Raw genomic sequence first — 13,241 nt, forward strand, 5'->3', positions numbered from 1 at the left:
CCGCATGACCGACCAGCACACCGCCGGGACCGTTCCGGAACCGGATCCCGCCGCCCGGCGGCAGGAACTGCTGCGCGCCCGCCTCGCCAAGGCCAAGGCCGCCAAGGCGGCGGCCGCGGCCGGCGGCGCCGAGCGCCGCACCATAGCCCCGCGCCCCGAGGGCACCCCGGCACCGCTCTCCTTCGCCCAGCGCCGGATGTGGTTCCTCGCCCAGTACGAGCCGGACAGCGCCGCGTACCACATCCCGCTCGCCCTGCACCTCGACGGCGAGCCCGACGAGGCCGCCCTCGGCGCCGCCCTCACCGACGTCCTCGCCCGGCACGAGGTGCTGCGCACCGTCTACCCGGAGGTCGACGGCGAGGTGCGCGCCGAGGCGCTGCCCGCCGACCGCTTCACCCTCACCACCGCCGACGTCCCCGCCGACGAGGTCGACGCCTGGCTGGCGACCGAGGCCCACCGCCCCTTCGACCTCGCCGCCGACCTGCCGCTGCGCGCCGCCCTGCTGCGCACCGGCGACGGCGCGGTGCTCACCCTGGTGCTGCACCACATCGCGGCCGACGGCTGGTCGATCGGCGTCCTGTTCGGCGACCTCGCCGCCGCCTACGGCGCCCGGCGCACCGGCGCCGCCCCGGCGTTCGAGCCGCTGCCCGTCCAGTACGCGGACGTCGCGCACTGGCAGCAGACCGGGCTCGCCGCCGAACTCGACCGCCAGCAGGCCTGGTGGCAGGAGCGCCTGCGCGGCGCCACCGCCACCGTCACGGTGCCCGCCGACCGGCCCCGGCCGGCCGTCGCCGGCACCGCGGGCGCCCGGTTCACCGCCGAACTCGGCGCCGAGCGCAGCCGCCGGATCCGCGCCCTCGCCGAACAGACCGGCACCACCGTCTACATGGTGCTGCTGGCCGCCCTGCAGACCGTCCTCGGCCGCTACACCGGCAGCGAGGACGTCACCGTCGGCACCCCGATCGCCGGTCGCACCCGCAGCGAGACCGAGCCGCTGGTCGGCTGCTTCGTCAACACCCTGGCGATGCGCACCGACCTCTCCGGCGACCCGACGGTCCGCGAACTCCTGGAGCGGGTCAAGGACGCCACCCTCGGCGCCTACGGCCACCAGGACCTGCCCTTCGAGCGGCTGATCGACGCCCTCGGCCTGGAGCGCGAACTCGCGCACACCCCGCTGTTCCAGGTCCTGCTCAACGTCCACAACCAGGCCGAGGCCCGTCCCGAGCTGCCCGGGCACACCGTCAGCTGGTGGCCGATCGGCACCGACACCGCCAAGTTCGACCTGTCGGTGGCCGTCGTCGACACCGGCGGCGACCTCGCCGCCGACCTGATCTGGCGCACCGAGCTGTACGACGAGGCCACCGTCCACCGCGTCTTCGGCCACCTCACCACGGTGCTCGACGCGATGGCCGCCGGCCCCGACCGCCCGCTCGCCGACCTGCCCCTGCTCACCCCGTCCGAGCAGCGGCAGCTCACCGTCTGGGACGAGGAGACCCTGCGCGACTGGGACCTCGACGGCACCCTGCACGCCCTGGTCGAGGAGCAGGCCCGCCGCACCCCCGACGCGCCCGCCGTGCGCGGCGCCGACGGCGTGCTCAGCTACGCCGAACTCGACCGGCGCGCCAACGCGCTGGCCCACCGGCTGCGCGCGCACGGCGTCGGCCCGGACCGCCCGGTCGGCCTGCTGGTCGAGCGCTCCGCCGCCCTGGTCGTCGGCATGCTCGGCATCCTCAAGGCCGGCGGCGCCTACCTGCCGCTCGACCCGGTCTACCCCGACGGGCGCATCCACGGGCTGCTCGACGCCTCCGGCGCCGCCGCCGTCGTCACCACCGACGACCTGCGCGAGCGGCTCACCGGCGAGCTGCCGGTGGTCGTCCCGGACGGCGAGGAGCGCGCCGACGCGCCCGAGGCGGACGTCCGCCCCGAGCACCTCTGCTACCTCATCTTCACCTCCGGCTCCACCGGCGCGCCCAAGGGCGTCGCCGTCGAGCACCGCAACTACCGCAACTACCTGCACGGCCTGCGCGAGCGGATCGGCGGCGACCAGCAGGGCTGGAACTGGGCCCTGGTCTCCACCTTCGCCGCCGACCTCGGCACCACCAACGTGTTCGGCGCGCTCACCGGCGGCGGCTGCCTGCACCTGCTGACCCGCGACCAGGCCACCGACCCGGACGCCTTCGCCGCCTACGCGGCCGAGCACCGGATCGACGCCATGAAGCTGGTCCCCAGCCACCTGGAGGGCCTGGCCGCGCACGGCACCGGCCTCGGCGGGATCCTCCCCGCCCGGCTGCTGATCTGCGCCGGCGAGGCGCTGCGCCCCGACCTGGTGGACCGGATCCGCGCCGCCCGGCCCGACCTGCCGCTGCACAACCACTACGGGCCCACCGAGACCACCGTCTCGATGCTCGGCACGCCGGTGCCCGCCGACCTCGGCGACGCGGCCACCGCGCCGCTCGGCCGGCCGTTCGGCAACGTCCGCGCCCACCTGCTGGACGCCCGCCGCCGCCCCGTCCCGGTCGGCGTCCCCGGCGAGCTGTACGTCTCCGGCGGCGGCGTCGCCCGCGGCTACCTGGGCCGCGACGACCTCACCGCCGAGCGCTTCCTGGAGGTCGACGGCCGCCGCTGCTACCGCACCGGCGACCTGGTCCGCCGCCGCCCCGACGGCGCCGTCGAGTTCCTCGGCCGGATCGACCACCAGGTCAAGATCCGCGGCTTCCGGGTCGAGATCGGCGAGGTCGAGGCCGAGCTGACCGCCCGACCCGAGGTGCGCGAGGCCGTGGTGGTCGCCCGCGGCGAGGGCGCCGCCCGCACCCTGGTCGGCTACCTGGTGCCCGCCGACCCGGCCACCGCGCCCGACCCGGGCGAGCTGCGCGCCGCGCTGCGCACCCGGCTGCCCGACTACATGGTCCCGGCCGCCCTGGTCGTCCTGGACGCCCTGCCGCTGAACGCCAACGGCAAGGTCGACCGGGCCGCCCTGCCCGAGCCGCTCGCCGCCCAGCCGGTCTCCGGCGGCGGCGAGCTGACCACCGACACCGAGCACGCGGTGGCCGAGGTCTACCGCAAGGTGCTGGAGGTCGAGGAGGTCGGCGCGGCGGACGACTTCTTCGCGCTCGGCGGCGACTCCTTCTCCGCCGTGCGCGCCGTGCGCCTGATCGGTGACGGCCTGTCGGTCATCGACCTCTTCCAGCACCCCACCGTCCGCGAGATCGCCGCGCTGATGGACGCCCGGGCCGGCGGCTGCGCCGACGAGGGCCCGCGCACCCTTCTGCACAAGCTCACCCGGGGCAACGCCCCGGCCGAGGTCAACGTGGTCTGCGTGCCCTACGGCGGCGGCAGCCCGATCACCTTCCAGCCGCTCGCCGACGCGCTGCCCGCCGGCCACCGGCTGTACGCCGTCGAGCTGCCCGGCCACGACCCGAGCCGCCCCGACGACGAGCTCGCCGATCTCGACACCCTCGCCGACACGCTGACCGCCCAGGTGCTGGAGAAGGTCGACGGCCCGGTGCTGCTCTACGGCCACTGCCTCGGCGGGGCGCTGGCCACCGCCCTCGGCTCCCGGCTGGAGGCGGCCGGCGTCGACCTGCGCGGCCTCGCGCTCGGCGGCACCTTCCCGGCGGCCCGCCTGCCCGGCCGCTTCGCCGAGTGGATGGCGCGCCGGATGCCGGGCGACCGGGCGCTGTCCAACCGCGGCTACCTCGAGTACCTGCGCGCCATGGGCGGCTTCACCGACGTCTACGACCAGGCCGAGCAGGACTTCCTGGTCCGGGCGCTGCGCCACGACGTGCGCCAGGCCGAGGAGTTCTACACCCGCGCCTACGGGGACGAGCGGCCGCAGAAGATCGACGCCCCGATCCTGTGCGTGGTCGGCGAGAAGGACCGCGCCACCCTGCTCTACGAGGAGCGGTTCACCGAGTGGGAGCACTTCGGCGACACCGTCGACCTCGCGGTCGTCCCGCGCGCCGGGCACTACTTCCTCAAGCACCAGGCCGACGAGCTCGCCCGGGTGCTGGCGGAGTTCTCCGCCACCGGCACGGTGGCCGAGCAGGTCGCGGGCAAGCGCCCGGCGGCCCGGGCCGAACTGGGCACCTTCGCCAAGGTGGCGCTCGGCCAGTTCGTCTCGATGATCGGCACCAGCCTGTCCACCTTCGCCCTCGGCGTCTGGGTCTACCAGCAGACCGACTCGGCCTTCGACTTCGCGATGATCTCGTTCATCGCGGTGCTGCCGGCCGTCCTGCTGCTGCCGATCGCCGGCGCGATCGCCGACCGGGTCGACCGGCGCAAGATCATGATCGTCACGGACACCGTGGCCGCCGCCGGCATGCTCGGTCTCGGCGTGCTGCTGTGGACGGACCTCCTGCAGGTCTGGCACATCTACATCGTGGCCTGCGTGGCCTCCACCTGCGGAGCCTTCCAACGGCCCGCCTACCTCGCCGCGATCACCCAACTGGTGCCCAAGCGCTACCTCGGCCAGGCCAACGGCCTCGCCCAGCTCGGCACCGGCGCCGGCGACATGATGGCCATCCTGGCCGGCGGCGTCCTGGTCTCCCTGGTCGGCCTGCACGGCGTCGTGCTGTTCGACATGGCCACCTTCCTGGTCGGCGTCACCTGCCTGCTGATCGTCCGCTTCCCGAACGCCATGTTCGACAAGCAGGAGGAGCCGCTCTGGCGGGAGGTCGTCACCGGCTGGCGGTACATCGCGCGCCGGCACAGCCTGGTCGCCATGGTGGTCTTCTTCGTGGTGTTCAACTACCTGTTCGCCGTCGCCACCGTGCTGATCACCCCGATGGTGCTGGCCAGTGGAACGCCCTTCCAGCTCAGCGTCGTCACCGCCCTCGGCGGCCTCGGCGCGATGGTCGGCGCCCTGGTCATGGGGCTCTGGGGCGGCACCCGCCGCCGCTCGGTCGGCATGATCGGCTTCACCTCGGTGGTCGGCCTCGCCGCCGTCGTCACCGGAAGCCGCCCCGAGACCGCCCTCACCGCCTGCGGACTCTTCCTGCTCTGGGCCTCGATGATGATCCTCAACTCGCACTGGATGTCGCTGATCCAGACCAAGGTGGGGATGGAGCTGCAGGGCCGCGTGCTGGCGACCAACCAGATGCTCGCCATGTCGATGATGCCGCTCGGCTTCCTCACCGCGGGACCGCTCTCCGACCACGTCTTCGAGCCCCTGATGCGCCCCGGCGGCGCGCTCGCCGACTCGGTCGGCCTGGTGCTCGGCACCGGACCGGGCCGCGGCGCCGGCCTGCTGCTGGTGGTGGTCGGCCTGATGCTCGCCGTCTGGGGTCTGCTCGGCCTCGCCTACCGTCCGCTGCGCCTGCTGGAGGACCTCCTCCCGGACGCGGTGCCGGACGCCGAGATCGGCGACAAGGACGCCATCCAGGCCGAGGCCGACCGGCAGCTCGCCCTCGCCGAGGCCGCCCGCAAGGGCCGCCGCGCCCCCGGCGCCCTCCGGGTGCCGCGCCCGTCGGGCACGCCCGAACCGGTCGAGGACGACGACCGGGCCGACCGGGTGCACGCCTCCACCGGCCGCCGGTAGCGGCACCCGCACGGACGCGCCCCCGTCCCCTCTCCGGAGGGGGCGGGGGCGCCGCCGTCCGCTACTGCGCGCGCTTGAAGGCGTAGTTGAACTCCGTGGTGCCGAAGGCCCCCATCAGCCGGATCCAGAACGGCATCGTCATCTCCATCGCCCGGGCAGCCGTGATGTCGCCCAGGTCGATCACCCACGCGGCCGGCCAGCCGAAGGTGCCCAGCAGTTCCACCGTCCGCGCCTTGGCGTCCGCGTCGTTCCCGGCCACGAACAGGTTGTGCTCGCCCTCCAGCCGGGCCGGGTCCACCATCAGCGGCGCGGTCAGCGTGTTGAGCGTCTTCACCACCAGCGCCTCGGGGAACTCCCGCTGGATCCGCTCGCCGACGCTGTCGGTGTTCACCGGGTCCAGCGTCAGCTCGCCCTCCGGCGAGAAGACCAGCGGGTTGGAGAGGTCGATCAGCAGCTTGCCGGCCAGGTGCTCCGCCCCCGCCGCCCGCAGCGCCTCCACCGCCACCGTGCCCGGGGTGGCGTTCAGCACCACCTCGCCGGACTCCGCGGCGTCCGCGAAGGTGCCGTGCCGGCCGTTCGGCCCGGCCTGACCGGCCCACTCCACGGCCGCCTCGTTGTCCTTGCTGCGCGAACCGAGCGTCACCTCGTGGCCGAGCGCCACCAGCTTGTCCGCGATCGTCCGCGCGACCCCACCCGTCCCGATGATTCCGTACCGCACCTGCCGTACCCCCTGTCACTCGGACCTCTGGGGCACCGACGATAGATCACCGCGGTCCCCGCGTCCGGCGAACGCCGCGAACGGGCGCCCGCCGACTGGACCACCCCGGCTGGTGAGGGCGACCGGCCCGCCGAACCATGGCGCCATGAACCGCACCGCCCGCCCGTACCGCCCGAGTGGCCGGAGCCGCCCGGCCCGGCTCCTGCCGCGCGCCGCCGCGCTCCTCACCGGCCTCGCCCTGCTCGGCCCGCTCGCCGCCGGCACCGCCCGCGCCGACGTCACCACCATCTCCTTCGGCACCGATCGCACCGCCTGGGACCGCTCCGAACCGCTGCTGAGCCCGGCCGAGGTCGACAAGCCGGACTTCGGCGTCCGCTTCTCCACCCAGCTCAACGGCCAGGTCTTCGCCCAGCCGCTGGTGATCGGCGACCTCGTCGTCACCGCCACCGAGACCAACCACGTGTACGGCGTCGACGCGAACACCGGGAGGATCGTCTGGCACCGCGAGATGGGCCCGGCCTGGGCGTCCGCCGCGATCGGCTGCTCGGACCCCGGCCCCAACGTCGGCACCACCTCGACCCCCGTGTACGACCCCGCCACCGGGACCGTCTACCTCACCAGCAAGGTCGACGACGGCCCCGACGACCACCACCCGCACTACTACGTGCACGCCGTCGACGCCCGCACCGGCGCCGAGCGCAGCGGCTGGCCGGTCACCGTCCAGGGCGACCCGGTCAACGCCCCCGGAAAGCCGTTCAACGCCTACCGGTCCCTCCAACGCCCCGGGCTCCTGCTGCTGGACGGCCGGCTCTACTTCGGCTTCGGCTCGCTCTGCGGCATCGGCGACTACATCGGCACGGTCGCCGGACTGGACACCCGCACCCGCAAGCTCACCCTGTTCTCCACCGTCGCCGGCTCCGACACCCAGCGGGCCTCGGTCTGGATGTCCGGCAGCGGCCTGGTCTCCGACGGCCCCGGGCGCTTCTTCCTCACCACCGCCAACGGCCAGGGCGCCGGCGCCTCGCCCGCCCCCGGCCCCGGCAACCGTCCGCCCGGCGGCCTCGGCGAGTCGGTGATCCGCTTCGGCGTCGGGGCCGACGGCGGCTTCGCCCCCGAGGACTTCTTCAGCCCCACCGACAACGCCACCCTCGACCGGAGGGACACCGACCTCGGCTCCGGCGGCCCGGTGGCCCTCCCGTCGATGTTCGGCACCGCCGCGCACCCGCACCTGATGGTCCAGGTCGGCAAGGACGGCCGGATCTTCCTGCTCGACCGCGACGACCTCGGCGGCACGGGCCAGGGCCCGGGCGGCACCGACAAGGTCGTCGGCCGCACCGGCCCGTACGGCGGGGTCTGGGGCCACCCGGCGGTCTGGGGCGGTGACGGCGGCTACGTCTACACCGTCGAGAACTACGGCAAGCTGCGTGCCCTCAAGTACTCGGTGAGCGGCGCCGGACTGCCGCAGCTGACCAGTGCCGGCACCAGCGCCGAGGACTACCTGAAGATGTCCGGCTCGCCCGTCGTCACCTCCGACGGCACCCGCAGCGGCTCCGCCCTGCTCTGGGTGATCTGGTCCGGCACCGGCACGTACGGCGAGGGCGGTGAACTGCGCGTCTACGACCCCGTCCCGGTCGGCGGCACCCTGAAGCTGCGCCGCTCCTTCCCGCTCGGCACGGTCAGCAAGTTCTCCGTGCCCGCCACCGACCGGGGCCGGATCTACGTCGGCACCAAGGACCACCACCTGGTCGCCCTCGGACGCCCCTCGGCCTTCGCCTGACGGCCGCCCGCCCGGTGGGACCGTCCCGCGCCGTGCGGGGCGGTCCACCGGGCGTCAGGTGCCCGGTTCGACGGCGAACAGCACGACCACCACCGCGAGCAGCGCGGCGCCGGGGGCGAGGCCCGCCGGGACGCGCGCCCGGCGGGAGAGGTAGGCGATCGGCCACTGCAGGACCGTCAGCAGCACGGCGGCGAGCAGCAGGCGGTCGGAGAGGGCGAGGCCGGCGTGGGTGCGCGGGCAGGAGCCGGGCCCGTAGCACGCGTCGGTCAGCATCTCGGCGAACCCGCGCAGCGGCAGGACGAACAGCAGGCACGCCGTGGTGACGAGGGTCGACCGCGACGGCACCCGCGTCCACTCGCCCCGCTCCGGGGCCGTTCTCCTCGTCATGACCCGATCCTGCCCGGGAGCCGGCCGCCCGGGCAGGGGACGGGTACTCGGACCGGCTTGCGCGACGTACTCAGCGCCGACGTATCCGCGGCCGGGGCCTCAGAGCCGGGCGGTCACCGTCTTGGGCCGCTGGTACTCGTGCAGGGCCAGGACGGACAGGTCGGTGCCCTGGCCGGAGGCGCCGCGGCCGCCGTGCGGGAGTTCGGCGCTCTGCGCCAGGTGGCAGTTGATCCAGGTCTCGCCGGCGTCCAGGCGGGCGGTGAGGTCGAGGGCGATGGACAGGTCGCCGGTCCACACGCTGGCGGCGAGCGCCTGCGGCACGGCGTTGGCGAGGGCGAGCGCGGCCTCGACGGTCGGTGCGTGCTGGACGGTGAGCAGCGGGCCGAACACCTCCTCGACCACCGCCGGGTCGTCGTCCGGGAGGTCGGCGAGCAGCCGGGCGGGCCGCCACAGGCCGTCGCCGCGTCCGGGGGCGGGCAGCGAGCGCTTGGCGGCGGAGTCGGCGAGGATACGGTCGTAGCGGGCGGCCTGGTCGGGGTTGTTGAGCGGCCCGAAGTCGCGGCCTGCCTCGCGGGCGCCGAGCGCGGCGGCGAGCGCCTCGACGGTCCGCTCGTAGTTCTCGGCGAGGGTGATCACCCGGGCCGGCGCGGCGCAGCTCTGGCCCGCGTTGTAGGTGCAGGCGGCGGCGAGCGCGGACCAGGTGTGTCCGGGCGCGTCCGGCAGGACCAGCACGGGGCTGTTGCCGCCGAGTTCGAGGCTGACCCGGCGGTGGCCGGCCCGGGCGGCGATGTCGGCGCCGGCGGCGGCGCTGCCGGTGAAGGCGATGAGGTCGACCCCGGCGGCGACCAGCAGCCGGCCGCTCTCCCGGTCACCGGCCAGGGTGGTGAGCACGTCCTCGCCGAGGGCCTCGGCCGCGTGGGCGGCGAGCAGCGCGGCGGAGTCGGGGGTGGTCTCGGCGGGCTTGAGGACCACCGTGTTCCCGGCGGCGAGCGCCGGGGCGCAGCGCCAGGCGGCCATCAGCAGCGGGTAGTTCCACGGGACGACGGCGGCGACCACGCCGACCGGCTCCCAGCGCACCCAGCTCTCGTGGCCCGGCAGGTAGCGGCCGGCGGCGGGGGCGGTGCCGCCGCGCGCGGCGCCCGCGTAGAACCGGAAGAGGTCGGCGGCCTCGCGTATCTCCGAGGCCGCCTCCGCCTCGGGCTTGCCGGTGCCGGCCTGCTCCAGCACGGTGTACTCGGTGAGATGACGCTCGATCAGGTCGGCGAGCGCGTCCAGCCGGCGCTCGCGCTCGCGCGGGGTGAGCGCGCGCCAGCGCGGGGCGGCGGCCCGGGCGCGGGCCACGGCCTCGGTGACCTGCCCGGCCCGCGCCGGGACGAGCGTGCCCCGGGTGTGGCCGGTGCGCGGGTCGGTCAGGTGGAGTTCGGGTGCGGCGTCGGAATCGGTGGAGGGAGCGGTGGAGGGAGCGGTGGACGGTGCCATGACGGGGCCTCCCGGGCCGGGACAGCAGGGGACGAGGGGGAGCGGGTCACAGGTCGTAGGCGCGCAGCCAGAGTTCGAGGGTGAGCACCAGCCAGAGCTTGCCGCCCTGGCGCGGCAGCAGCGTGCCCTCCCGGCGCATCCAGGTGCGGACGGTGTCCGGCCGGACCAGCCCGCGCTGCCGGGCGGTGCGCCCGAGCAGCAGGTCGCCGGAGAGCTCGCGCAGCGGCCCGTGCAGCCACTGCTGGACCGGCACCCGCATGCCGCTCTTCGGCCGGTCGACCACCGCGGCGGGCAGCAGGTCCCGCACGGCCTCCTTGAGCACCCACTTCTCCACCGTGCCGCGCAGCTTGAGGGTCGGCGGGGTGGCGAAGGCGTGGTCGACGACCTGCCGGTCGAACAGCGGCGAGCGGCCCTGCACCCCGCGCGAGGCGGTGAGCCGCTCGACCTTGGTGAGGATGTGGTGCGCGCCCTTGGTCCGCAGGTTGCAGTGCAGCAGCTGGTTGAGCAGCGCGTGCATCGGCCCGGGGGTCAGGTAGGGGGCGACGAAGCGGCGCGGCTGCGGCTCCTGGCCCAGGGCGCGCAGGGTGTCGGCGGTGAGCAGCCGGGGCAGGTCCTCGTAGCACTTGCGGTAGGACCGCAGGTAGGCCTCGGCCCGTGCCTCGGGGGCCGGGTCGTCCCGGTGCATCTCGTGGACCAGCATCGGCAGGTTCTTCGGCCCGCCGTAGACCGGGTCGCCGCCCTCGCCGTTGAGCGAGACGGTGATCCCGTCGGCGGCGACGGCCTCGGCGAGCATGAGGTTGGGGACGGTCAGCGGGTCGCCGACCGGGCTGTCCAGCAGGGCGACGGTGTCGGCGAGCCGGGCGGCGACCTCCTCGCCGGAGACGGTGAGGATCCGGTGCCGGGTGCCGCAGTGGTCGGCGACCAGCCCGGAGTACCCCAGCTCGTTGGGCAGCCGGTCGCCGAAGCTGATCGAGTAGGTGTGCACCGGGTGGTCGTGCAGCTCGGCGGCGAGCGCGGTGACCAGGGAGCTGTCGACGCCGCCGGACAGCAGCACCCCGACCGGCCTCCCGGCGGGCAGCCGCCGGGCGGTGGCCCCCTCCAGCAGGGCGCGCAGCTCCCGGGCGTACACCTCGGCGGGCGGTGCCTCGCCCTCGGGCAGGCGTTCGGCGGGCTCCCAGAACGGCTCCTGCCGGGCGGTGCCGTCGGCGGCCAGGCGCAGCACCCGGCCGGGCAGCGCCTCCTGGACGCCGCGCAGCAGGGTCTCCTCGCCGGGCAGGTAGGCGAAGGTGAGGAAGGAGCGGACGGCGGCCAGGTTGAGGCCGGTGCCGAGCGCGGGCCAGTGGCGCAGGGCGCGCAGCGAGGTGGCGGCGGCCCAGCAGCCGTCGGCGCGGGCGTAGAACAGGGTGCGGGTGCCGGTGTGGTCGCGGATCAGCACGAGGTCCGGGCCGTCGACCACGGCGAGCGCGAACATGCCGTCGGCCTGCCGCGGGCCGTCGGCGCCGAGCCGCAGCCACAGGCGCAGCAGCAGCTCGCCGTCGGTGCAGCCGGCGGGCGCGGGGGAGCCGGCCGCGGCGAGGGCGGCGAGCAGCTCGGGCCGGTTGTGCAGGGTGACCTCGCCGACGGCGGTGGTGCCGTCGACGGTGAACGGGCCGGTGGCGAAGCCGGGTTCGGCGGGGAGCAGGGCGGCCTGCGCGCCGTCGGGCGCGGGGGCGCCGGTGAGCGCGGCGAGGTGGGCGCGGGCCCGGTCGGCGTCGGGGCCGGCGCAGGCGCAGCAGCGGGGCATGGTGGTGCGGTGCCTTTCGTCGAGGGGCGGCCCGCGCCGGGGCGGGCCGGGTCCGGGAGCCGGGGCGGCTCAGCCGAAGTCGTCGCCGTCCCAGCCGTCGTCGGAGTCGTTCCAGTCGCCGAAGTCGTCGCCGGAGGCCGGGTCGTCGGCCGCGGGGTTGTCGTGGCCCGCCGCCGCCTCCCCGCCGGCACCGCCGCCCCCGCCGCCGGAGGAGTCGGCGGCCTGCTGCCGGGCCTGCGCGCGCAGTTCCTCCTCCTCGTCCTCGGACAGGGCGTCCGGCGGCAGCTGCGCGGCCGTGATCGCGGCGACGCCGGCCACGCCGAGGGCGCCGACCACGACCCCGAGCCGCCCGCCGAAGGAGCTGCGGTTGAGGGTGACCAGCCCGCCGCCCCACACGGTGCGCCCGTATCCGATGTCGCGGCCGTACTCGGTGGTGCCGTCCGCGTACCGCCGCTTCACCAGGTCACGGCCGAGGGGTTCGTCGGTGCCGGTGCGGCCGAGGCTGTCGTGCCAGTGGATCTGCCGGTCGGTGCCGCGCCGGCGCCACTCGCTGCGGCCGTCCTCGTACCGGCGGTGCACTTGGCCGTCCGCCAGCAGTTCGTCGCGGTAGCCGAGGTGGCGTGCGTTGCTCATGGGTGCGGGGTCCTCACGGATCGGGACGGGACGGGACGGGAGTCGGGCGGCGGGGGCGGGCGCTCAGCCGGTGGGCCAGCTGAGGAAACCGCTGCCGCGCGCGGTGCGCACGCGCCGGCGCAGCGGGGTGCGGCGCGGGCCGGCCGCGCCCGCGCCGCGGAGTTGGCGGATCACGGTGTGCAGCAGCCGGGCCGGGGCCACGGCGGCCAGCTCGATGGTGCGGCCGCTGCCCAGCCAGGCCCGCTCCTCGGGGCGCAGCCCGGCGGGCAGCGGTCCCCGGAAGCCGCGCGGGCCGCGTCCGGAGGTCAGGTGCAGGGTGGTGGCGTGCCGGGGCACCAGGCCCATCGAGCGCACCCGGACGTCCGCGCCCCCGGCCGGCCCGTAGGCCGCCCTGACCTCCTCGAAGCAGGCGAGCCCCGACGGGCTGGCGTCGTGCAGCACGTGCACGACGGCGCCCCCGGCCCGGGCCAGCGCGGCCACCATCCTTTCGTCGAGCGGGAGTTCACCGGCCGCGACGATCGGGCAGGCGGCTTCCAGGTGCAGGTCGTTGGCGAGCAGCATCGCGGTGATCTCCCGGCTCTGGCAGACCAGCAGCCGGGGCAGCCCGTAGTCGTAGAGGTCCGGCTCGGTGCTCGCGGCCCCCCGCGGCGCCTCCGGCCGGGGCGCTGGCGGCGGCAGCAGACCGGGCAGCTCCTCGCGGCGCGCGGCGAGCGCGGCCGCGAACCGGGCGTAGCGGACCGGCGGCGCCAGCGTGTAGGGGATCCGGCGCGGTCCGGCGTGCAGCGGCTGGAGCACCCGGCACAGCTCGTAGTAGAGCTGCCGCTCGGTGTACCGCAGCCCGCCGGGCGCCCCGGCCCGGGTGGCCGCGACGGTCAGCGCGCCGTCCAGCAGCGGACGCAGCGTCATGGGGTTCCTGCCTCTCCTCGTC

General features: G+C 75.7%; 8 protein-coding genes. 2 read left to right on the forward strand and 6 right to left on the reverse strand.

The window, feature by feature from the left end; all coding sequences use genetic code 11:
• Window positions 1–4: 4 nt before the first annotated feature.
• Window positions 5–5,536: a non-ribosomal peptide synthetase/MFS transporter gene (locus tag ABT093_RS02535; RefSeq protein WP_350559289.1), complete on the forward strand. Its 5,532-nt coding sequence runs from the start codon at window positions 5–7 to the stop codon at window positions 5,534–5,536.
• 61 nt (window positions 5,537–5,597) lie between these two features.
• On the opposite strand, the gene ABT093_RS02540 is transcribed toward ABT093_RS02535, so the two are convergent.
• A complete protein-coding gene (locus ABT093_RS02540; RefSeq protein WP_350559292.1) occupies window positions 5,598–6,254 on the reverse strand; it encodes an NADPH-dependent F420 reductase in 657 nt (218 codons plus the stop codon).
• 145 nt (window positions 6,255–6,399) lie between these two features.
• On the opposite strand from ABT093_RS02540, the gene ABT093_RS02545 reads away from it, so the two are divergent.
• Window positions 6,400–8,031, forward strand: a complete 1,632-nt coding sequence (locus ABT093_RS02545; protein WP_350559295.1) for an outer membrane protein assembly factor BamB family protein — start codon at window positions 6,400–6,402, stop codon at window positions 8,029–8,031.
• A gap of 54 nt (window positions 8,032–8,085) precedes the next feature.
• Here ABT093_RS02545 and ABT093_RS02550 read toward each other — a convergent pair whose 3' ends face one another.
• The 5 genes from ABT093_RS02550 to ABT093_RS02570 all read right to left on the reverse strand — a co-directional run bounded on the left by ABT093_RS02550 (window position 8,086) and on the right by ABT093_RS02570 (window position 13,219).
• The gene (locus tag ABT093_RS02550) at window positions 8,086–8,418 is read right to left on the reverse strand and encodes a hypothetical protein (RefSeq protein ID WP_350559298.1); all 333 of its coding nucleotides are present in this window, start codon (window positions 8,416–8,418) and stop codon (window positions 8,086–8,088) included.
• 99 nt (window positions 8,419–8,517) lie between these two features.
• Entirely contained in the window at window positions 8,518–9,897 is a 1,380-nt protein-coding gene (locus ABT093_RS02555) for an aldehyde dehydrogenase family protein (RefSeq protein ID WP_350559301.1), read from the reverse strand.
• 46 nt (window positions 9,898–9,943) lie between these two features.
• Complete coding sequence (locus tag ABT093_RS02560) at window positions 9,944–11,680, reverse strand: asparagine synthetase B family protein (protein ID WP_350559304.1); 1,737 nt, start codon at window positions 11,678–11,680, stop codon at window positions 9,944–9,946.
• A gap of 69 nt (window positions 11,681–11,749) precedes the next feature.
• The gene (locus tag ABT093_RS02565; protein ID WP_350559307.1) at window positions 11,750–12,313 is read right to left on the reverse strand and encodes a hypothetical protein; all 564 of its coding nucleotides are present in this window, start codon (window positions 12,311–12,313) and stop codon (window positions 11,750–11,752) included.
• A gap of 63 nt (window positions 12,314–12,376) precedes the next feature.
• Window positions 12,377–13,219, reverse strand: coding sequence for a hypothetical protein (locus ABT093_RS02570; protein WP_350559310.1), 843 nt, complete (start codon window positions 13,217–13,219; stop codon window positions 12,377–12,379).
• Between the last annotated feature and the right edge of the window lie 22 nt (window positions 13,220–13,241).

Source organism: Kitasatospora sp. NPDC002551, from assembly GCF_040296005.1.
Taxonomy (GTDB): Bacteria; Actinomycetota; Actinomycetes; order Streptomycetales; family Streptomycetaceae; genus Kitasatospora.